At 69.1% G+C, this 21,161-nt stretch carries 19 protein-coding genes; 6 read left to right on the forward strand and 13 right to left on the reverse strand.

The window, feature by feature from the left end; all coding sequences use genetic code 11:
• Nucleotides 1–21 precede the first annotated feature (21 nt).
• Nucleotides 22–468, forward strand: coding sequence for a DUF3592 domain-containing protein (locus tag QMG86_RS29845; RefSeq protein ID WP_281876132.1), 447 nt, complete (start codon nucleotides 22–24; stop codon nucleotides 466–468).
• On the opposite strand, the gene QMG86_RS29850 is transcribed toward QMG86_RS29845, so the two are convergent.
• The 7 genes from QMG86_RS29850 to clpB all read right to left on the reverse strand — a co-directional run bounded on the left by QMG86_RS29850 (nucleotide 452) and on the right by clpB (nucleotide 8,492).
• Nucleotides 452–1,159, reverse strand: coding sequence for a lysoplasmalogenase family protein (locus QMG86_RS29850; RefSeq protein ID WP_281876133.1), 708 nt, complete (start codon nucleotides 1,157–1,159; stop codon nucleotides 452–454). The two genes, QMG86_RS29845 and QMG86_RS29850, sit on opposite strands and share 17 nt — an antisense overlap.
• Nucleotide 1,160: 1 nt before the next feature.
• Nucleotides 1,161–2,219, reverse strand: a complete 1,059-nt coding sequence (locus tag QMG86_RS29855) for a beta-ketoacyl-ACP synthase 3 (protein WP_281876134.1) — start codon at nucleotides 2,217–2,219, stop codon at nucleotides 1,161–1,163.
• A 50-nt stretch (nucleotides 2,220–2,269) separates the two neighbouring features.
• Nucleotides 2,270–2,818, reverse strand: coding sequence for an orotate phosphoribosyltransferase (gene pyrE, locus QMG86_RS29860; RefSeq protein ID WP_040870748.1), 549 nt, complete (start codon nucleotides 2,816–2,818; stop codon nucleotides 2,270–2,272).
• A 1-nt stretch (nucleotide 2,819) separates the two neighbouring features.
• Nucleotides 2,820–3,629 carry an SDR family NAD(P)-dependent oxidoreductase gene (locus QMG86_RS29865; RefSeq protein ID WP_281876135.1) on the reverse strand — a complete coding sequence of 270 codons (810 nt, stop codon included), beginning with the start codon at nucleotides 3,627–3,629 and terminating at the stop codon, nucleotides 2,820–2,822.
• A gap of 55 nt (nucleotides 3,630–3,684) precedes the next feature.
• Nucleotides 3,685–4,644: a type III secretion system chaperone family protein gene (locus tag QMG86_RS29870; protein WP_350356356.1), complete on the reverse strand. Its 960-nt coding sequence runs from the start codon at nucleotides 4,642–4,644 to the stop codon at nucleotides 3,685–3,687.
• A gap of 137 nt (nucleotides 4,645–4,781) precedes the next feature.
• Nucleotides 4,782–5,585 carry a DUF5666 domain-containing protein gene (locus tag QMG86_RS29875; protein ID WP_281876137.1) on the reverse strand — a complete coding sequence of 268 codons (804 nt, stop codon included), beginning with the start codon at nucleotides 5,583–5,585 and terminating at the stop codon, nucleotides 4,782–4,784.
• A 351-nt stretch (nucleotides 5,586–5,936) separates the two neighbouring features.
• Entirely contained in the window at nucleotides 5,937–8,492 is a 2,556-nt protein-coding gene (gene clpB, locus QMG86_RS29880; RefSeq protein WP_281876138.1) for an ATP-dependent chaperone ClpB, read from the reverse strand.
• A gap of 327 nt (nucleotides 8,493–8,819) precedes the next feature.
• Here clpB and QMG86_RS29885 point away from each other — a divergent pair, with 327 nt between their 5' ends.
• From QMG86_RS29885 to QMG86_RS29900, 4 genes are all read left to right on the forward strand, one after another.
• Nucleotides 8,820–9,755: an NADP-dependent oxidoreductase gene (locus QMG86_RS29885; protein ID WP_281876139.1), complete on the forward strand. Its 936-nt coding sequence runs from the start codon at nucleotides 8,820–8,822 to the stop codon at nucleotides 9,753–9,755.
• A 35-nt stretch (nucleotides 9,756–9,790) separates the two neighbouring features.
• The gene (locus QMG86_RS29890; RefSeq protein ID WP_281876140.1) at nucleotides 9,791–10,678 is read left to right on the forward strand and encodes an LLM class flavin-dependent oxidoreductase; all 888 of its coding nucleotides are present in this window, start codon (nucleotides 9,791–9,793) and stop codon (nucleotides 10,676–10,678) included.
• A 296-nt stretch (nucleotides 10,679–10,974) separates the two neighbouring features.
• Complete coding sequence (locus QMG86_RS29895) at nucleotides 10,975–12,132, forward strand: FAD-binding oxidoreductase (protein WP_281876141.1); 1,158 nt, start codon at nucleotides 10,975–10,977, stop codon at nucleotides 12,130–12,132.
• Between the two features lie 29 nt (nucleotides 12,133–12,161).
• Nucleotides 12,162–12,923, forward strand: coding sequence for an FAD-binding oxidoreductase (locus tag QMG86_RS29900; protein WP_281881193.1), 762 nt, complete (start codon nucleotides 12,162–12,164; stop codon nucleotides 12,921–12,923).
• A gap of 146 nt (nucleotides 12,924–13,069) precedes the next feature.
• Here the strand turns inward: QMG86_RS29900 and QMG86_RS29905 are convergent, their stop codons facing one another.
• The 5 genes from QMG86_RS29905 to dnaK form a co-directional block, all read right to left on the reverse strand.
• A complete protein-coding gene (locus tag QMG86_RS29905; protein WP_281876142.1) occupies nucleotides 13,070–14,239 on the reverse strand; it encodes a globin domain-containing protein in 1,170 nt (389 codons plus the stop codon).
• 527 nt (nucleotides 14,240–14,766) lie between these two features.
• Nucleotides 14,767–15,183, reverse strand: a complete 417-nt coding sequence (locus QMG86_RS29910; RefSeq protein ID WP_281876144.1) for a heat shock protein transcriptional repressor HspR — start codon at nucleotides 15,181–15,183, stop codon at nucleotides 14,767–14,769.
• Complete coding sequence (dnaJ, locus tag QMG86_RS29915; protein ID WP_281876145.1) at nucleotides 15,183–16,343, reverse strand: molecular chaperone DnaJ; 1,161 nt, start codon at nucleotides 16,341–16,343, stop codon at nucleotides 15,183–15,185. Before dnaJ ends, QMG86_RS29910 begins: the two co-directional genes overlap by 1 nt.
• 24 nt (nucleotides 16,344–16,367) lie before the next feature.
• The gene (grpE, locus tag QMG86_RS29920) at nucleotides 16,368–17,027 is read right to left on the reverse strand and encodes a nucleotide exchange factor GrpE (RefSeq protein WP_159846058.1); all 660 of its coding nucleotides are present in this window, start codon (nucleotides 17,025–17,027) and stop codon (nucleotides 16,368–16,370) included.
• Nucleotides 17,024–18,874 carry a molecular chaperone DnaK gene (gene dnaK / locus QMG86_RS29925; RefSeq protein ID WP_281876147.1) on the reverse strand — a complete coding sequence of 617 codons (1,851 nt, stop codon included), beginning with the start codon at nucleotides 18,872–18,874 and terminating at the stop codon, nucleotides 17,024–17,026. The genes grpE and dnaK overlap by 4 nt, the downstream gene beginning before the upstream one ends.
• 380 nt (nucleotides 18,875–19,254) lie before the next feature.
• Here dnaK and QMG86_RS29930 point away from each other — a divergent pair, with 380 nt between their 5' ends.
• Nucleotides 19,255–20,418 carry a zinc-binding dehydrogenase gene (locus tag QMG86_RS29930; protein ID WP_281876149.1) on the forward strand — a complete coding sequence of 388 codons (1,164 nt, stop codon included), beginning with the start codon at nucleotides 19,255–19,257 and terminating at the stop codon, nucleotides 20,416–20,418.
• 7 nt (nucleotides 20,419–20,425) lie between these two features.
• On the opposite strand, the gene QMG86_RS29935 is transcribed toward QMG86_RS29930, so the two are convergent.
• A complete protein-coding gene (locus QMG86_RS29935) occupies nucleotides 20,426–21,070 on the reverse strand; it encodes an HhH-GDP family DNA glycosylase (RefSeq protein WP_281876151.1) in 645 nt (214 codons plus the stop codon).
• Nucleotides 21,071–21,161: the final 91 nt, after the last annotated feature.

Here is a 21,161-nt window from a genome sequence, read left to right on the forward strand (position 1 = left end):
GCACTCGGGGTGGAGGCTGGTATGGATCACGAGCGGATTCTGCGCACGGTGCTCGGGGTGACCGCCGGGTATCTGATCCTGCTGGCGCTGTGGCTGGGGTGGGTGGTGCAGCGGACGCCGCCGGGGACCGTGCCGTATCAGATCGTGGCGTTGGTCGGGTTGTTCGGCTCATGCCTCGGCATCGGGATGATGCTGGCCGCGCGGCCGTCCAAGGCGGATCGCCAGTTGTGGCGGCACGGCTTGGAGGGGTGGGCGACGGTCGAGGGCGTGCACCCGCTGCAACGCACCGACCATCACACCGAACTGACCGAACTCGATCTCGAACTGACCGTCCCCGGATCCGAGAGTTACCGGGGCACAGTGGTTTTCGACGCCACCCCGGCCGACAAACCCCGGCTCGCGGTCGGCGAGATCCTTTCGATCCGCGTCGACCCGGCGAACCGGGACCGCATCATTCTGGTGCTGTGATCAGCGGCTGAACGTGCGCGTTCGGATCGGCGAGCAGGTACTGCGCGGCCGCGTAGGTCGCCAGGATCACGCCTTCGGTCACCCGGCGGGCCCGCCGACCGCGCGCGAACAACCGCCGCAGCACGATCAGCCCGTCCGACACGGTGAACAGCAGCGCCCCGAGGCCGAGGCGGCTGCGCGGATCGACACTCGGAATATTCAGTCCCGCAATATTTTTCGCGCTCGGCGCCAGCGCCGGGTCGGACGCCAGCACGGCGGCGGCACCCAAGGTGACGCCGTAGGCCGTCAGCGGTGCGGCCACCGTCGGCGCCTTCCTGCGCAGCAATCCTGCCGCGCCCAGCCACGCGATCACCCGCGGTACCGCCACCCCTGCGGCGGGCCTGCCGCCCATCCGCCACCACAGCGTGGCGTATCCCGCCTGCATCACCGCGAACGACGACGCGCCCGCGATGAGCCTGCGGTCGTCGTCCGGATCGATGAGCAGGATGTCGCCGACAGTGGCCGCGCCGAGCGACCCGATCAGCACGGTGCGCTCGGTGGACGGCAGCTGCTTGCCTTCGGTCGCCACGTCGGCCGCGAGCAGCGGCATCAACAGCGGCTTGGCGAGCCACTGCGCCTTCTCCCGTCCGGTGACGGCGCCGTAGACGGTGACCGCCGCCGCGGCGAGGAACCCGGCTCGGAACGGGCGCATGCTAGAAACTCGGCTCGGCCGGGGCGGGGGGCAGCGTGACGACCTGGCCCGCGTAGCTCAGGCCCGCGCCGAAGCCGAGCAGCAAAGCCGTCTGGCCGCCCTTCGCCTTGCCGGTGACCAGCATCTCCTCGATCGCCAGCGGAATGGACGCGGCCGAGGTGTTGCCGGTGTTCTCGATGTCGTTGGCCATCGGGACCTCGTCGGCCAGTCCGAGATTCTTCTTCATCAGCTCGTTGATCCGGGCGTTGGCCTGGTGCGGGACGAAGACCTCGATGTCCTCCTTGGCCACGCCCGACACCTCGAGCGCGGTGGACAGCGCGCGCGGCAGCGTCACCGCGGCCCAGCGGAAGACCCGGGGGCCTTCCATCCGCAGCGACATCCGGCCGACCGGATCGACGGCCGGGTCGAGCCCCTGCATGGACTGGGCCCGGTGCATGTACTCCAGGAAGTCGATGTCCTGCATGATCGCGGCGGCGTTCTCACCGTCGCTGCCCCACACGGTGGGCGAGATGCCGTTCTCGTCGCTCGGACCGACCACCACCGCACCCGCGCCGTCACCGAAGATCATCGCGGTGCCGCGGTCGGTGGGGTCGAGCCCGACGGTCATCGTCTCGGCGCCGATGAGCAGCACATATTCGGCGGAGCCGGACCGGATCATGTCCGCGGCCACGCCGAGGCCGTATCCGAAGCCGCCGCAGCCGGAGGTCAGGTCGAACGCGGGGACGCCGTTCATGCCGATGTCGTAGGCCACCTGCGGCGCGCCGTGCGGGGTGAGGGTCAGCCAGCTGGAGGTGGCCAGGATCACGGCGCCGATCTTCGACCGGTCGACGCCGCTGTTGACGATCGCGCGCTCGCCCGCCGCCGCCGCGATCGACCGGAGCGTCTCGTCACCGCTGATCCAGCGCCGGTTGCGGACGCCGGTGCGTTCGTAGATCCACTCGTCGGTGGAATCGAGGACTTCGCAGACCTCGGCGTTGCTGACCAGGCGCTTGGGTCGGTAAGCGCCGATTCCGAGCATCGCAACGTTTTCGCGACTCCTGTTGACTGCAATGCTCACCACTGGTGACTCACACGACCCTTCACCTTCGAAGACTTAGACCATCGCCCAGGCTATCCCAGGGCGAGATCCTTCAAGCCGAGGATCGACCGGTACTCCAGACCTTCCGCGGCGATCACCTGGTCAGCGCCGGTTTCCCGGTCGACGACGGTGGCGACGCCGACCACGGTAGCGCCCGCCGCGCGCAGTGCCCGCACCGCGGTCAACGGTGAATTGCCGGTCGTGGTGGTGTCCTCGACCACCAGCACCCGCTTACCCACGATGTCCGGGCCCTCGATCTGGCGCTGCATGCCGTGCGACTTCGCCGCCTTGCGCACCACGAACGCGTCGATCGGGCGGCCGGGAGCGTGCATCACGGCCAGCGCGACCGGGTCGGCGCCCATGGTGAGACCGCCGACGGCGTCGAAATCCCAGTCCGCGACGAGTTCGCGCAGCAGCTTGCCGATCAGCGGGCCCGCGCCGTGGTGCAGCGTCGCGCGGCGCAGGTCGACGTAGTAGTCGGCCTCCTTGCCCGAGGACAAAGTCACCCGGCCGTGCACGACCGCGAGCTCGCGGACCAGCGCGGCCAACCGGTCCCTGTCGTTAGTAATCACGTCGATCATGTCAAGTCCTTCCGCGTGCGTTGAACAGCCCGCGATTGAGCCGGGCCCCCAGGGTTCGCGGGATCGCTCCGGCGAGGGTGGTGAGCGCTTTGTACTGCATTCCGGGCACGCTGAGCACCCGGCCCTTCTCCAGATCGCGCAGTGAGCCGGCGACTACTTGGTCGACGCTCAGCCACAACGCTTCGGGCAGCGAGGGCATCTCGATGCCGGCTCGCCGGTGGAATTCCGTGCGGACGAATCCCGGGCACAAGGCTTGGACCCGGACTCCGGTTCCGGCCAGTCCCCCTGCCAACCCTTCCGTGAAGGATACGACGTAGGCCTTGGACGCCGAATACGTCGACCCGCGTCCGGGGATCAGGCCGGCCACGCTGGCCACGTTGACGACGCAGCCGTTCGCCGCCGCGATCATCGGCGGCAGCGCGGCCCTGGTGAGCCGCACCACCGAGGTGACGTTGACGTCCAGTTGCGCCTGCAACTGCTCGGGCGGCACCGTCCAGAACTCGCCGGAGTGCGCGAAACCGGCATTGTTGACCAGGAATTCGACTCCGTCGGCCAGCCGCGCCGCGACCTGCTCGCGGTCCTCGGCGCGGGCCAGATCGGCGACGAGTATCTGCGAGCGGGTACCGAAGCGGTGCTCCAGGTCCGTCGCGAGGGCCACCAGACGCTGCTCGGTCCGGGCGGCCAGCACCAGGTCGTAGCCGAGCGAGGCCAGCCGCGTCGCGTAGCCGCGGCCGATGCCCGAGGTCGGGCCGGTGACCAAGGCCACCGGGCGGGCGGTGCCGGGCAGCCTCGGATGCGGATGCTCGGTCATGACGGCGCGATCGGTCGCAGTCGCGCGGTTCCGACTGCGGTGGGCGCGCGGCCGATCACTTCGGCACGGGTCCCTGGTAGGGGCGGAATCCGGGATGGAAGGGCCCGCCTGGCGGGTCGGCGGGCCGCTGCCGCGACTCTCGATCGGCGCGACCCTCGTCGCGCTCCTCGCGCGGCCGCGCCTCGGCGTCCGCACGCCCGCGGGCGCGCGCGTCCGGCACGACGGCGAGCGAGGGGCGGCGCGCCGGTTCCGAGCCCGGCTCGTCGGCGTGGGCGTCCTCGCCGGACCGCTCGTCGTCCTCGGCGTGCGGCCGGTCGTCGGCGTCGTCCTCGATATCTCGAACGTCCTCGCCCCGCTGCCGCTCCCGAGGGCGGGGACGACCCGGCTCGGCGTCGAAACGCGGCTCGCTGACCGGCGGCAGCACGTGCAGCAGCCCGGACAGGCGCAGCACGGCGTCGATCGCGCTTTCCCAGTCCTTCGGGGTGGTGCCGACCAGCAGCATGCCCAGCGTCCAGTTGCCCTCGCTCCAGAGCATCTGCACGGTGTCGGGAAGATTCTCGATGAAGGCGACCATGCGCTGATCGACGGCGTGCCTGGCGATTTCGGGATTGGTCGCGAACACCACGCGGTCGCCGATGGCGCCGAGCAGTTCCAGATCGTGGTCCTTGGGCGGGCTGGCGGTCTTCAACCGCATGTCCACGTCGATGTCCGAGCCGATCTGGCGGCGCACCGCGACCAGCGTCGCGGAATCCTCCAGGTCGAACAGCACGAACTTCTCGCCCTTACGGATGCCGGAGACCACGTCGACCGCGGAGAGATAGCCCAGCTTCGCCAGCGCGCCTCGCCGCCAGGTCGACGCCAGCGCGGGTTCCACGGACACGTAGGTATAGCCCTGCGACTTCGCCCAGACCTGTCGCGCGTGACCGGTCCGCTGCCGCTGGAGCCGATCGAAATACAGCAGCACGATCGCGCCCACGAGCGCGATCGCCGCCAACCCGAACCACATTGCCGTCATCGACGCCTAGCCTAATGGTCCCGGACGGACATGGTCCGTCATTACCCCCGCGCCGAGCCGAGCGAAACGGGAGCGGTCATCGATCCCGCTCACCGGGCGATTGCGCGGTACTTCGCTCCGACGACGGACCGGGCGGCTCATCGGCCGCCGCCGGGCAGCGAGGTACCGATGATGACCTTCGCCTGGATCGATCCGTCCGGCGCCTTGTCGCCCTGGATCAGGACCAGCTCACCGGCGGCCAGATCCGACACTTTGGTGCCGGACAAGGCGATCACCTGGGTATTCGCGTCGGTGCGCACCGTGATGGTATTGCCCATCACCGAACTCACCGTCAAGGTGCCTCCGTCGTTGGCGGTGATGGTGCCCATGGTCGCGCCGAGCCCGTCGACGTCGCCGAGGCCGGGCACGCTGGGCAACCCGCTCGGCGGACTCGGCTGCGTGGACCTGGGCACGGGCGCGGGCCGTGTCGTGACGCGCGCGGTCGAGGCCGCCGCGGTGTCGGCCGAACCGGAGTCGCTGCCGCCCAGCAGCACACCCGCGACCACCCCGATCGCACCGATCAGCACGATGACGCCGAGGCCGAGGGCGATCCAGAGACCGGTGTTGCGCCGCGGCGGCTGCGGTGGCGGTCCGCCGCCGGGGGGCATCGCGCCACCGGGCGGCCCGGCAGTGCCTTGCCACCGATCAGCGCCGCTGTCCGGATAAGCAGACCACTGGGAGTCGTAGGCCGGGAATTCGCGCGTCGCGTTCGCCCCCGGCGGCGGCCCCCAAGACCCGTATTGCTCCGTCGGCGGATACTCCGACGGAGCGCCCGCGCCGTATGCCTCGGAGTACTCCGTGGTGTGCGCTGGGCCGCCGTACCCGGATTTGCCCGGCGGACCCAGGTGCTCGGTCGGCGCATCCTCCGGCCGCTGTCCCCAGGGATCGTTCGGGTTGGTCATGCCTTCCAGCGTAGGCTTTGTCCGCTCGCTCGCACCCGCACCTCATGGGCGGGTGTGCCTTCGCCCGTGCGGAAGCCTGCCGGGAGGCGCACGCTCGCAATCGATCCCACATCCAGCACGCTCGCCCCCCGTGGACGAAATGTGCTGTGCGCGAGAGGCACTGGCGGCCCTCGCCCTGCCGTGCCGCGAAGTGGGCAGTATCCCATTCGCGACATCGCCGAGACCGCCCCCGGCCTCAGCCCGCCGCGCCGACGACCCCCGGGGGCTGTAGGGCGCGTTCGCCGATCCCCTCGACGGGCCCGGCGAGTAGCCGGCCTCGCCCCGAGCGCTGCCCGGAGCGAGGCCGCTCGCTCACCTGCCGATGATCAGGCCGTCCCCGTCGGGGCTGACACTCACCTTGACGTTGTCGCCGTCGGTGATCTCGCCCGCGAGAAGTTCCTTGGCGAGGGAATCGCCGATGGCCTGCTGGATCAGCCTGCGCAACGGGCGCGCGCCGTAGGCGGGGTCGTAGCCGCGTACCGCCAGCCAGAATCGGGCCGAATCGCTGACCTCCAGCTTCAGTCTGCGCTGCGCCAGCCGCTTCTGCAGCTGCTCGAGCTGGATGTCGACGATGTGCTCGAGCTGCTCCTCGTCGAGCGAGTGGAACATGACCACGTCGTCGAGGCGGTTGAGGAACTCCGGCTTGAAAGCCGAACGCACGGCGTTCATGACGAACTCGCGATCACCGCCCGCGCCCAGGTTGGAGGTCAGGATGAGGATGGTGTTGCGGAAGTCCACCGTGCGGCCCTGGCCGTCGGTGAGCCTGCCTTCGTCGAGCACTTGCAGCAGGATGTCGAACACGTCCGGGTGCGCCTTCTCGATCTCGTCGAACAGCACCACCGTGTAGGGCCTGCGCCGCACCGCCTCGGTGAGCTGACCGCCCTGGTCGTAACCGACGTAGCCGGGCGGGGCGCCGACCAGCCGGGCGACCGAGTGCTTCTCGCTGTACTCGCTCATGTCGATGCGGACCATGGCGCGCTCGTCGTCGAACAGGAAGTCCGCCAACGCCTTCGCCAGCTCGGTCTTGCCGACGCCCGTGGGGCCGATGAACATGAACGAGCCGGTCGGGCGATTCGGGTCGGCGACACCCGCGCGCGCCCGGCGCACCGCGTCGGACACCGCCTGCACCGCCTCGTTCTGGCCGACCACGCGGCGGCCCAGCTCGTCCTCCATGCGCAGCAGCTTCTGCGTCTCCCCTTCCAGCATCCGGCCCACCGGAATACCGGTCCAGGAGGACACCACCTCGGCGATGTCGTCCGGGCCGACCTCCTCCTTGAGCATCACCTCGCCGTCTCCCGCTGTGGCCGAGGTTTTTTCGGCCTCGGCGAGCTGCTTCTCCAGCGCCGGGATCCGGCCGTAGCGCAGTTCGGCGGCCTTGCCCAGATCGCCGTCGCGCTCGGCGCGCTCCGACTCGCCGCGCAGCGCTTCCAGCTGCTCTTTGAGCGTGCGCACCTGATCGATCGCGTTCTTCTCGTTCTGCCAGCGGGTGGTCAGCTGGTTGAGTTTCTCGCGGTCGTCGGCGAGTTCGGAGCGCAGTTTCTCCAGCCGCTGCTTGGAGGCCTCGTCGGTCTCCTTGGCGAGGGCGACCTCCTCGATCTCCAGCCTGCGCACCGCGCGTTCCACCTCGTCGATCTCCACGGGGCGGGAGTCGATCTCCATGCGCAACCGCGAGGCCGACTCGTCGACCAGGTCGATCGCCTTGTCCGGCAGGAACCGGGAAGTGATGTAGCGGTCCGACAGCGTGGCCGCGGCGACCAGCGCGGAGTCGGTGATGCGCACGCCGTGGTGCACCTCGTAGCGCTCTTTGATGCCACGCAGGATGCCGATGGTGTCCTCCACCGACGGCTCGCCGACCAGCACCTGCTGGAAGCGCCGTTCCAGGGCGGCGTCCTTCTCGATGTGCTGGCGGTATTCCTCCAACGTGGTCGCGCCGACCAGGCGCAGCTCGCCGCGAGCCAGCATCGGCTTGATCATGTTGCCCGCGTCCATCGCCGATTCGCCGGTGGCGCCCGCGCCGACGATGGTGTGCAGCTCGTCGATGAACGTGATGATCTGACCCGCGCTGTTCTTGATGTCCTCGAGCACGGCCTTGAGCCGCTCCTCGAACTCGCCGCGGTACTTCGCGCCCGCGACCATCGCGCCGAGGTCCAGCGCGACGACGGACTTGCCGCGCAGCGACTCCGGGACGTCGCCCGCCACGATGCGCTGGGCCAGGCCCTCGACGATCGCCGTCTTGCCGACGCCGGGCTCGCCGATCAGCACCGGGTTGTTCTTGGTGCGCCGACTCAGCACCTGCACCACCCGGCGGATCTCGGTGTCCCGGCCGATCACCGGGTCGAGCTTGCCCGCGCGAGCCGAGGCCGTCAGATCGGTGGAGTACTTCTCCAGCGCCTGGTAGCTGCCCTCCGGATCGGGGCTGGTCACCCGGGCGCTGCCGCGCACCGCGGTGAACGCCGAGCGGAGCGCGTCGGCGGTGGCGCCGTACTTGCGCAGCAGCATCGTCACGTCGGAGTCGCCTTCGGCGAGACCGACCATGACGTGCTCGGTGGAGACGTACTCGTCACCGAGCTCGGTGGCCAGGCGCTGCGCCGCGGTGATCGCGGCGAGCGCCTCGCGGCCCAGGTTCGGGGTGGTGGTGGCGCCGGTCGCGCGGGGCAGCCGGTCCACGATGTCCTGTGCCTCGCCTCGCACGGTCGCCGGATCCGTTCCGACTGCTTTCAGCAAGGGCGCGGCGATGCCGTCGGTCTGGTCCAGCAACGCCACCAGCAAGTGCGCCGGACGAATCTCCGGGTTGCCCGCGGCGGAGGCCGCCTGCAAGGCAGCGGTCAGCGCCGCCTGGGTCTTGGTGGTGGGATTGAACGAGTCCACGGGTCACCTTCCTACTAGTCGATGCACACGGCGGCCGAGCGCGGTCATCCGGCCGGAGCTCACGCTCCGACGCGCCCGCTCCCGCTTCGGCTCGGCGCCGTTCCTTACCGTCCAACGTCCGAAAGGTTGAGTCTGTTCCGCTCAAGTTTGAAATTCTTCACCGCGCCGGTCCGATACCGCCGGATCGTGTCGAACGCTACGCCGCGACACCGGCGAATGCGACGCCGCGCGACACCGCCGATGCGATGATTCCGCACGTCGAGGGGGTTCGGGTGCCTACGATGACCTCGGCCGTGAGCTCTTCACCCCGAATCAAGGAGCGTATGGATGCGCGCGATCGTGGTACGGAAGTTCGGAGCGACGCCGGAACTGGCCGAGATGCCGATGCCCGAGCCCGGCCCGGGAGCCGTGCGGGTCCAGCTCCAGGCGGCCGGAGTGAATCCCTTCGACGCGAAGCTGGCCGACGGGATCCTGGACGGCAAACTGCCGCACGACTTTCCGATGATCCTCGGCGTGGACGGTGCGGGAACGGTCGCCACGATCGGCGCGGGCGTCAGCCGCTTCGCCGTCGGCGACCGGGTGGTCGGCAAGTTCCTCACCCCACCGGTTGGCCACGGCAGCTTCGCCGAGTACGCGGTGTTGCCGGAGGGCGGCACGCTCGTGCCGATCCCGCCGGGCGTGCCGACCGTCGCGGCCGCCGCGCTGCCCACCGCAGGGGTGACCGCGCAGGACCTCGTGGACGCCACGCACATCCAGCCCGGCCAAACGGTACTGATCGTCGGCGCGACCGGCGGCGTCGGCTCCTTCTTGGTGCAACTGGCCAATATCGCGGGCGCGCACGTCATCGCGACGGCGCGCGGCGGCTCCGCCGATCAGATGACCCGGCTGGGCGCGGCCGAGACGGTGGACTACACCGCGGGCCCGGTGCGCGACCAGGTCGCCGCCGCGCATCCGGACGGGATCGACGTGCTGTTCGACCTGGTGAGCCCGCCCGAGGCGCTGGCGGAGCTGACCACGCTGGTCCGCGACGGCGGCACGGTGTACTCCACCATCTTCGCCGCCGACGAGGACGCGTTGCGCGCACGGTCGCTCGCGGGCGGCAACATCGAATCCAAGGGCAGCGCGGCGGAACTGGCCCGGCTGATCCAGCGCGTCGCGGCGGGTGACGTGGTCGTGCCGATCGATGCCACCGTCCCGCTCGCGGAGGGACCCGCCGTCATCGGAGCGCCCGGCGCGCGCGGCAAGACCGTGCTCGCCATCTGAGCCGTCCCGGCCCCGCGACACCACCCCGGAGGTGTGTGCTGAGCACCCGACCACCCCAGTTCGGCTTGTTCCTGATCCCCGAGGCCGACGACTTCCGCAGGCTCGCCGAGCTGAGCGTCTACGCGGACGTGTCCGGACTCGACCTGATCGGCATCCAGGACCACCCCTACCAGCGCCGCTTCCTGGACACCTGGACGCTGATCACCGCGCTCGCCGCACGGACCGAGCGGATCACCTTCTTCCCCGACGTCGCGAACCTGCCGCTGCGCCATCCAGCGCTGCTCGCGAAGGCGGTGGCCTCGCTCGACATCATCAGCGACGGCCGGATCCAGCTCGGCCTCGGCGCGGGCGCGTTCTGGGACGCCGTCGCCGGCATGGGCGGACCACGGCGAACCGGCGGCGAGGCGGTACACGCCCTGGCCGAGGCGATCGCGGTCATCCGCGCCCTGTGGAGCGACGCGCGGTCGGTCCGGGTGCCGGGCGCCTTCTACGCCCTGGCGGGTGCGCATCCCGGTCCCCGTCCGCAGCACGATCCGGGCATCTGGCTCGGCGCGCGGGGGCCGCGCATGCTCGAACTCACCGGTCGCGTCGCCGACGGCTGGGTGCCGTCGGCCGCGTGGGCCCCGCCGGAGTTCCTCGCCGAAGCCGGCAGGCGGATCGATGACGCGGCCGTCGCGGCGGACCGGGATCCGCTGACGGTGCGGCGGGTGTTGAACGTGTCGGGGACCATCACCGCGGACGGGGCCGACCGCGGCTTCCTGGAGGGCCCCGCCGAGCGCTGGGTCGACGATCTGCTCGCCCTGCACCGTGACCAGCGGATCGATGGTTTCGTCTTCTGGCCGACCGAGGGGGAACCGGTGGAGCAGATCCGTCGTTATACCGAGCAGGTCGTGCCCGCGGTCCGCACCGGCGCCGGGGCCTGACCGGCTGGGAACGGCCTCCGCGCGTCCAGGACGGACCGCGGGATTCCGGCACAGCTCGCCCGCGGCGCGGGTTCGTGCGGGGCAGCGGCATCCGCCGTTTGCCCACCGATTACCGTTTGCGCGGGTCGCACGGCGCCGTCGGACGTAGTCCGTCTCCGGCCCGCCCACGGCCGGAGGGAAGGCGAGGTACGCCTATACCCACACGACCACGGCATTTTCGGGGATACTTGTCGGCGGGAGACCACCGGTAACGGGTATGTCCCCGGGCAGAACTGAGGGAAAGGAAGCTCCACGTCGTGGATGCGCGTTCGGCTGCGCTGGTCCGCGCCAATTTTCGTTCGGTGATCGAGTCGCCGAACGGACCCGAGCGGTTGGTCAGTGCGTTCTACGGACATTTGTTCGCCGAGAACCCCCGGCTGCGCGAATTGTTCCCGCCCGCCATGGAGATGCAGGCCAAACGGATCGCCACGGCCATCCAGTACGTGCTCGACCACCTGGAGGACTGGGACCGGGCACAGAAATTCCTGGAGCAACTCGCCCGCGACCATCGCAAGTACGGCGTCGAGGCGGCGCACTACGACATGGCGGGCCGCGCGCTGCTCGCGGCGTTCCGGGTCTACAACGGCGCGGGCTGGAATCGGGGCCTGGAAGAGGGCTGGCGCGACATCACCATCCTGATCTCCGCCTCCATGGCCATCGGCGCCAACTCCGACAAGTCGCAGCCGGTATGGGAGGCCACCGTGGTCGGCCATCGCCGTGTGCTGGAGGACCTGGCCATCGTGCGCCTGCAGTCCGACGGGCCGGTGCCCTACCAGGCGGGGCAGTACGTGCCGGTGACGATTCCGCAGCGGCCCAAGATGTGGCGTTATTTCTCCCCGGCGATCCCCTCCAACCCGTACGGCGAGATCGAGTTCCACGTGCGCAAGATCCGCGGCGGCTGGGTCAGCCCGGCGATCGTCAACGAGACCAGGGTGGGCGACCGATGGCGGATCGCGGGCCCGCTCGGCGGACTGCACGTCGACCGGGACAGCGGCCGCGACGTGCTCATGATCGGCTCGGGCACCGGCATCGCCCCGCTGCGCGCGCAACTGATCGAGATGGGCCAGCGGGGCATCAACCCACGTGTGCACTTCTTCATCGGCGGTCGCTATCCCTGCGACCTGTACGACGTGGAGAACATGTGGCAACTCTCGCAGAGCAACCCGTGGCTGACGATCGTCCCGGTGTGCGAGCAGAAGACCAACCCCTGGTGGTACCCGCATCCGCCGCAGGACGCACCGTACGGCATGCACCGGCGCCTGATCGGTAACCTTGGCGCCGTGGTCGCGAGCTTCGGCGCGTGGGCGGACCGGCAGATCCAGATCGCCGGTTCGGCCCGGATGATCGCCGACACCCGGCGAGCGCTGCTCGCGGTCGGCACGCCGGAGCAGAACATCAGCTGCGACCCTGTGTAACGAAGGAGGCCCCGTTGGGGGATCCGAGCATGCTCGGTAACGGTAATCAGGCGCCGGAATGGACCTCGACCGTCGTCGGTCACCATCGGCTGCGGCACGACCTCGCGGTGATCCGCCTGATCGGCGAGTTCGTGCCGTTCGCCGCCGGACAGTCGGTCGAGGTGCGGGTGCCCCAGCACCCTGGGGTGCGCCGCAGGTTCTCCCCGGCGCTGCCGCCCTCGCTGGACGGGAAGCTGGAGTTCCACGTGCGCACGGTGCCGGGCGGCTGGTGCAGCGGCGCGATCGTCGCCGACACCCAGCCGGGCGACGAGTGGCGGATCGGCGCTCCGGCCGGCGGGTTCTGGGTAGACCCGGACGGCGGCGAGGTGGTGATGATCGCCGGCGGCACCGGCTTGGCGCCGATGCGCGCGCAGATCCTCGAGCTGGCGCGCAAGCCTTCGCCGCCGCCCACCTACCTCTTCGTCGGCGGCCGGTCCCCGCGCGACCTCTACGCGTCCGACATGCTGTTTCTGCTGGCCGCCGAATTGCCTTGGCTCACCGTGATTCCGGTGGTGGAGAGCCCGCAGGACCCGAACTGGGTCGACGAGTGGTACGAACAGTCCCGCGTCGACATCGGTTTCGCACCCGACGATCTCCTCTACGGCACGCTCGCCGACGTCCTCGGCTCGCACGGCGCGTTCCTCGAACACCAAGTGCTGGTCTGCGGCTCCCCGGCCATGGTCCAGACCACCGTCGACCGCCTCCTCGAAACCGGAACCCCACCGGAACGGATTCAGTTCGAGGGGCTGTAACCGATCCAACCGATCGCTCATCCGAACGGCCCTCCGTGAGTTCGGTGATCGCAACCGACGCAACCACACCAGCTCGATCACGGGCTTCGAGCGAAGCGAGACCGAGCATCCGCCGTTCGCGGGCGCTGGGAAAAACCAACACAACCTCAATACAACGGGTCGTGGCGGATGTTCTTCGCCAGCGTCCCCGCTGCCATGAGGCGGAACTTGGTGGTCTGCACCATCGAGGGCGAACCGGCGATCTGGACGTCGCGGTCGGACCAGGCGCCGAAGCTCGCGACGACCTTGCCGATCTGGCCGGTCACGCGCGGTTCCAGGCCGGGCCAGGTGGTGCGCGGTTCGTCGGGTTCGGCGTACCACCACGGGTTTTCCTCGTGCTCGCTCACCGGTGTGACGGTGAGCCAGCGGTTGGCCATCGCGAGCTTGCTCAGCGTCTCCAGGTCGTAGAGGTCGCACGGGTGGTGCCCGCCGACGAACAGGTGCACCTTCGGATTGGTGCGCCGCATCGCCATCGACATGAGCTGGGCGCGCAGCGGCGCGATCCCGGTGCCGCAGCCGATCATCAGCATCTTGCGTTTGGCGTTGCGCGGGACTCCGAGACCGCCCAGCGGTGAGCCGAGCAGCCACTGGTCGCCGACGACGGTCTGGCCGACGATGGCCGAACTGACCCAGCCGCCCAGCACGTTCCGGACGTGGAACTCGATCTCGCCGTTGGCAGTCGCGGGCACGGCGGGCGAGAGATAGCGCCACATGCGCGGCCGCGACGGGATCTGCACACTCAGATACTGACCCGCGGCGTACCGCATCGGCTGATCCAATTGCAGCCGGACGATGACCAGGTTGCGCAGGACCTCCCGGCGTTCGATCACCGTGCCGGTCCATGCCGACGGCGTGGTCTCCTTCTCCGCCGCGCCGATCATGGTGTCGGCGATGATCTTCAGGCCCTCGTCCCAGGCGCGGTCGACCTCGTCGGTCCACATCTCGGTGCCCGCGAACACCTTCACGGCGGTCTTCAGCGCGGTGGCGACGGCGGTGTAGTGCGCGGGCTGCACGCCGTACTTGCGGTGGTCCCTACCGAGCTGGGCGAGGAAGGGCAGCAGCTTGTCGGGCTCCTCCAACCGGTCCAGCGCATAGGAGATCGCCTTGACCAGGCGATCGCGCTGCGAGTCCATCGCGGCGGGAAAGAAATCGCGGACGTGCGGGTAGTCGGTGAACAAGATCGCATAGAACGATCTGGCCAGTTTCTCCGGCCCCCCATCCTCCGCAGCAACCGCCTTGAACGTAGTTCTGATCAAAGCGACAGTGCGTGAATCCATTGGTCTCACAACCCCATTTCGCACTCGTTCACGAACCATGCCGGCGAGTGAGGTGCTGCGGGGCCACTCGACAGCAGCCGATGGCAAGGAGTGTAGGCGAGGTTTGCCAGCAACGGAATCTTTCGAAGGAACATCACGCGTGCAATTTCCTCGAAACGAGGATATCCAGGGAGACACGCCAGAGAAACCGACTGAAAGACCGTAGATCTGCCGCTAAATCAGTCGTCCGCACACCGAAAAGGTAAGTGCCTCTTGGTTAAATACGTCCCGATTGGTCTGTTCTAGCGACTTCAGGGCAACACGCAGAACAGCACACGGAGTACGAACCGGGCAAACCGATCTCGATCCGTAAACAAATCTATGGTGAAAAGCGCCAGTTGATTCGACAACGAAATGAACTCCGCCGCAGCACTTGTACAGAGCATAATATGGCTTATTTTCAGCAAATCCTCGGCGGTGTCTCAACGACGACGGCCCCGGCCTCGGGTCGCGCTGTGCGACCGAGGCCGGGGCCGTCGTCGTGCCGGTTATCGCCTGCGCTGGCCGTCCTCGCGGCGGTGCCGCGGCTGCCAGACGACCAACGCGGTACTGCGCTGCGGGGCGAGATCGGGACGGTATCCGGCCCGGGCCCGCTCCAGCTCGGCCGACAGTTCCGCGACCTGCTGGCGCAGCTCCTCCACCTGATTGGTCAGTTCGATGATGCGCTTGATGCCCGCCAGGTTGACGCCTTCGTCCTGGGACAGCCGCTGCACCTCGCGCAGCAGCTCGACGTCCCGGGCCGAATAGCGCCGCCCGCCACCCGAAGTCCGTTGCGGCGTGACCAGTCCCAGACGGTCATACGTGCGCAGCGTCTGCGCGTGCATGCCGGCCAGCTGGGCCGCCACCGAGATCATGAAGAACTCGGCCCGCGACCCGCCGGACGCGTTCTTCGGTTCCGAGGACATCACGCACCTGCCCATCCCGCACGTGGATCGAAGCCACTCGCCCGCTCGGCCTCCTGGTAGCGCTTGAGTGCCTCGACGGCGTCGCCGTCGAGCTTCTGCGGCACCGCGACTTTCACCGTCACCAGCAGGTCGCCCGCGCCGCCGCCGCGCTTGGGCACGCCGCGGCCGCGTACCCGCAGGGTGCGGCCGTCCGCGGTGCCCGGAGGCACCTTGACGCCGACCCGGCCGTCCAGCGTGGGCACCGAAACCGTGGTGCCGAGAACCAGTTCACTGTAACTGACCGGCAGCACCAGGGTCAGGTCGTCGCCGTTGCGGCCGAAGACCTTGTCCTGGCTGACGTGGACGGTGACATAGAGGTCGCCCGAGGGCGCCCCGCGCAGTCCCGCCTCGCCCTGTCCGGCCAGCCGGATCCGTTGCCCGTCACCGACTCCCGGGGGAATACGCACCGTGATGGTGCGCGTGCGGTTCTGGATACCGCTGCCCTGGCAGTCCAGGCACGGGTCGTCGATGATCGATCCGCTGCCCCGGCACTCGTCGCACGGCTCGCTGAAGCCGAACGCGCCCTGGTTACGGCTGACGATGCCGGTCCCGTTGCAGATCGGGCAGACTCGCGGACTCGTGCCCGGCTTGGCGCCGCTGCCGTGACACGTGGTGCACGGCGACGGACTGGTCATTCGCAGCGGAACCGTGACGCCCTGGGCCGCCTCCCGGAAACCGAGAGTGGTCTCGGTCTCCACGTCGGCGCCGCGCCGGGGGCGGCTCGACGTCCGCGCGCCGCCACCCCGGTTGAACAGACCGCCGAGCAGGTCGCCGAGGCCACCGTCGCCGGTGCTCGCACCGCCGAAGATGTCCCCGAGATTGAACTCCTGTGAGAAGCCGCCCCCCGCGCCGGACCCGAACCCACCGCGGCTGTAGCCGCCACCCGCGAAGAGCTTGCGGGTGTCGTCGTACTCCTTGCGCTTGGCCGGATCCGACAGCACGGCGTGCGCCTCGCTGACGGCCTTGAACTTCTCCTCGGCTTTGGTGTCACCGGGGTTGGCATCCGGGTGCAAGTCGCGCGCGAGCTTGCGGTAGGCCTTCTTGATCTCGTCCTGCGAGGCGCTGGAGGAAACACCCAGTTCCTTGTAGAAGTCCTTTTCGATCCACTCCCGTTGGCTCACCGAGCATCTCCTCCTCTCGCGTCCTTATTGTTCGTTCGCGCCGGCATCAACATCCGATGCCTCTTCGGTCGGCTGGTTCTCGTTCTCCGTCAGATCGGCCACGCCGTCGGTTACCCCGACGAGCGCGTGCCGAAGCACCCTATCGCCGAAGCGATAGCCTTTGCGCATCACAATGCCGATCACCGGATCGTGGCCGGAGCCCTCGTGCTGCACGGCCTCGTGCAGGGTCGGGTCGAAAGGCTCGCCCTCCGAACCGAACTCCTCGAGGCCCTGCTTGAGCAGCGCGGCCGACAGCTTGTCGGCCACCGACTTCAGCGGACCGGACTCCAGGTCGCCGTGCGCCCGCGCCCGGTCGAGATCGTCGAGCACGCCGAGCAATTCGGTGACCACCGACGCCTTGGCGGAATCGATCGCGGCCTTGCGGTCGCGCTCGACCCGGCGCCGATAGTTGGCGTACTCCGCGGTCAGTCGCTGCAGGTCGGCGGTGCGCTCGGCGAGCTCGCCGCTGATGGTGTCGGCGAGCGCGTCGCCGTTACCGAAGTCCGCACCGTCGCCCGGCTCCGGGGCCTGCGCGGCCGCGGCGCCGTTGTCCGCGGCCGGCTGCCTGATCTCACCGGTCTCCGGATCTATCTTCCGGTTGTCGACGAAGGTGACCGGCTCCTTCTCGGCGTTGCCCTCGCTCACTTCTTCTCCGTGTCGACCGGCTCGTCCACGACCTCGGCGTCCACGACCTGGTCATCGTCCTGCGCGCTGCTCGACGCGCCGTTGCCCTGCGCCGCGGCGTCCGCGGCGGAGGCCTCGTAGATGGCCTGGCCGAGGGCCTGCGACTCGGTCGCCAGCTTCTCGACCGCCGCCTTGACCGCGGCGATGTCGGTGCCCTTCAGAGCCTCGTTCGCCTCGGCGATGGCCGCCTCGACCTTGGTCTTGACGTCCGCGGGGACCTTCTCCTCGTTCTCCTTGATGAACTTCTCGGTCTGGTGCACCAGCGACTCGGCCTGGTTGCGGGTCTCGGCCTCCTCGCGGCGGGCCTTGTCCTCGGCCGCGTGCGCCTCGGCGTCCTTGATCATCCGATCGATCTCTTCCTTGGACAGACCGGAGCCGTCCTGGATCTTGATCGTGTTCTCCTTGCCGGTGCCCTTGTCCTTCGCGGTGACGTGCACGATGCCGTTGGCGTCGATGTCGAAGGTGACCTCGATCTGCGGCACGCCACGCGGAGCCGGCGGGATGCCGGTCAGCTCGAAGGAACCGAGCAGCTTGTTGTGCGAGGCGATCTCGCGCTCACCCTGGAACACCTGGATCTGCACCGACGGCTGGTTGTCGTCGGCCGTGGTGAAGGTCTCCGAGCGCTTGGTCGGGATGGTGGTGTTGCGCTCGATGAGCTTGGTCATCACGCCGCCCTTGGTCTCGATGCCCAGCGACAGCGGGGTCACGTCGAGCAGCAGGACGTCCTTGACCTCACCCTTGAGCACACCGGCCTGCAGGGCGGCGCCGACGGCGACGACCTCGTCCGGGTTCACGCCCTTGTTGGGCTCCTTGCCGCCGGTCAGTTCCTTGACCAGATCGGAGACGGCGGGCATCCGGGTGGAACCGCCGACGAGCACCACGTGGTCGATGTCGGACACCTTGATGCCCGCGTCCTTGATCACGGACTGGAACGGCGCGCGGGTGCGGTCGAGCAGGTCCGAGGTGATCTTCTGGAATTCAGCGCGGGTCAGCTGCTCGTCGAGGAACAGCGGGTTCTTGTCCGCGTCGACGGTGATGTAGGGCAGGTTGATCGAGGTGCTCTGCGAGGAGCTCAGCTCGATCTTGGCCTTCTCGGCGGCCTCACGCAGCCGCTGCATGGCCATCTTGTCCTTGGTCAGGTCGATGCCCGAGCTGGCCTTGAACTTGTCGACCAGCCACTGCACGACCCGCTCGTCCCAGTCGTCACCACCGAGGTGGTTGTCGCCGGAGGTGGCGCGGACCTCGACGACGCCCTCGCCGATCTCCAGCAGCGAGACGTCGAAGGTGCCGCCACCGAGGTCGAAGACCAGGATGGTCTGCTCCTTGTCGCCCTTGTCCAGGCCGTAGGCGAGCGCCGCCGCGGTGGGCTCGTTGACGATGCGCAGGACGTTCAGGCCCGCGATCTGGCCTGCTTCCTTCGTGGCCTGCCGCTGGGCGTCCTCGAAGTAGGCGGGCACGGTGATGACCGCGTCGGTGATCTCCTCACCGAGGTAGGACTCCGCGTCGCGCTTCAGCTTCATCAGCGTGCGCGCGCTGATCTCCTGCGGCGTGTACTTCTTGCCATCGATCTCGACGGTCCAGTCCGTGCCGATGTGCCGCTTGACGGAGCGAATGGTGCGGTCGACGTTGGTGACGGCCTGGTTCTTGGCCGGCTGGCCGACCAGTACCTCGCCGTTCTTCGCGAACGCGACGATCGACGGGGTGGTGCGCGATCCTTCCGAGTTGGCGACGACGACCGGCTCGCCGCCTTCGAGAACGGCGACGACCGAGTTCGTGGTCCCGAGGTCGATTCCGACCGCACGAGCCATTGTGGTTCCTCCTAAGTGACGTACCAATGTGTGTCGGTGCCGGGCGAAAACCGCCCTGCGACGCCCGATGACGGACGCCGCGAGACCTCGCCCCTAGCACCTCACGGAGCACAGCCCCAGCAACACTGAGCGTGGTCGGCTCAATCCTGCCCCGCAGGAGTCTCGGAGTCAACCGAAACTTGAGTCGATCGCACTCAATCTTGTCGAAAAGCTCAACGGCCGACTCGCGCGATTAATTCCCGGCGGGCGGCACAACCGTGTGATCCGCCGCACAGCGCAGCCCGCACAACCAGGCGGCCGAGGAAGCCGCGACGGGCGTGCTCGCGCAGTAGGGTGACCGCGGGGCACCCGCCCGTGCGCCGTCGATCCGAGGAGTCGCCATGAGGGCCGCCGTCGTCACCGCCGCCGAATTCGAGGTCGCGGAGCTGCCCACGCCCCGGCCAGGCGCGGGTCAACTGCTGATCGATGTGTCGCGCTGCGGCATCTGCGGATCGGACCTGCATGCCCGCACCCACGCCGACGAACTGGCCGACCTCGCCGTCGCCACGGGCTACGAGCACTTCATGCGCTCGGACCAGAGCGTGGTGCTCGGCCACGAATTCAGCGGCACGGTCGTCGAGTACGGGCCGGACTGCCGCAGAAGGTGGAAGACGGGCACGCCGGTGGTGGCGCTCCCGATCGTCCGGCACGGCCGCCAACCGCATCTGGTCGGGCTGTCCACCGCGGCGCCCGGCGCCTATGCCGAGCAGGTGGTGGTGCAGGAATCGATGACCATGCCGGTGCCCAACGGCCTGTCCCCCGAACACGCCGCGTTGACCGAGCCCATGGCAGTGGCCTGGCACGCGGTGCGCAAGGGCCGGGTCGGCAAGGGACAGACCGCGTTCGTCATCGGCTGCGGGCCGATCGGCCTGGCGGTGATCAGCATGCTCAAGGCGGCGGGCGTGCGCACCGTGATCGGCAGCGATTTCTCGCCGCGCAGGCGCGAACTCGCCACCGCCTGCGGCGCGGACGTCGTGGTCGACCCCGCCACGGAGTCGCCCTGGACGGCCGCCCCGAAGAAGGGCCGGATCAACGGCGTCACCGACATACTCGGGCTCGGGTTCGACACCATGGAACGCCTGCGGCGGATACCGAACCTGCCCTGGTGGTATGTCTTCCGGCTGGCTCACACGGTGAACGCGGGTCCCGCCGGGCCGGTGATCTTCGAATGCGTCGGCGTGCCCGGCGTCATCGACCAGATCATCACGGCCGCACCGCCGCTGTCGCGCGTGGTCGTGGTCGGGGTGTGCATGGAGACCGACCGCTTCCACCCGGCGGTGGCGATCAACAAGGAGATCGAGCTGCAGTTCGCGTTCGGCTACGACCCCGGCGAGTTCCGCGACACCTTGCACATGCTCGCCGAGGGCGAAGTCGATCCGAGCCCGCTGATCACCGGGACCGTCGGACTGGACGGCGTGGCGGACGCCTTCGCCGCACTCGGCAACCCGGAGCGGCACGCGAAGATCCTCATCGACCCGCGCGGCTCCGGCGCCGCCCTGAATTGAGGACCGCTCAGGGCGCGGCGGCGAGGACGTCGTCGGCGATCTTCTCGTCCAGCGTCACCCGCACCAGGGCCGCGGCGAGCTCCGCGGTGTGGTGATCCGGGGCCAGGCTCGCCAGCCGGTCGGGGTCTTCCGGCAACTGCACCCGCTTGGCGCCGCGCAAGGCCCGTTCGTCGAAGTGCGGCCGGACCCAGGTCCAGATGTCCTGGATCTCGCGCAGGAAGATGTGGGCCCCGGTCGGGCCGATGCCGTCGAACTCTTGCAGCAGTTCCGCGGCGCGCTGCGGGTCGTTGTCCGCCTTCTTCGCCAGTTCCCGAAGGTCACCGTGGTAGCGGTCGAGCACGCGCGAGGCGTTGTGGCCCAGCCGCGTCGCGGTGCTCTCGTCGTAGCGGCGGTAGTTCCCCCGCCCCAGCGCGTCGACCAGTTCCTGCCACTCCGCGTCCGCGACCCGGTGCGGCGTCCGGTAGCCGCTGCCGATCAGCTCTCGTGTGGCCCCGATGGCGATATCGGCGGAGATCCGGGCGCTGAGCAGCTGGGAAAGCATGAGCAACTGGAAAAGCGCGGCCGGTTTGTCGTCGAGCGTGATGCCCGCTTCCTCGGCGTATCCCGTGCCGGCGCGGACGAGCAATTCGTGTACGACGTCCTTTTGGCTCATCGTTACCTCCTCTCGCTACCAGGGCGCATACCCGGGCGCACCTCGACTACACCGCCCGTGGCGGCGGAGTGCGACAGTCACCGCAGGTCAC

The sequence above is a fragment of the Nocardia sputorum genome, from assembly GCF_027924405.1.
Lineage (GTDB): Bacteria > Actinomycetota > Actinomycetes > Mycobacteriales > Mycobacteriaceae > Nocardia > Nocardia sputorum.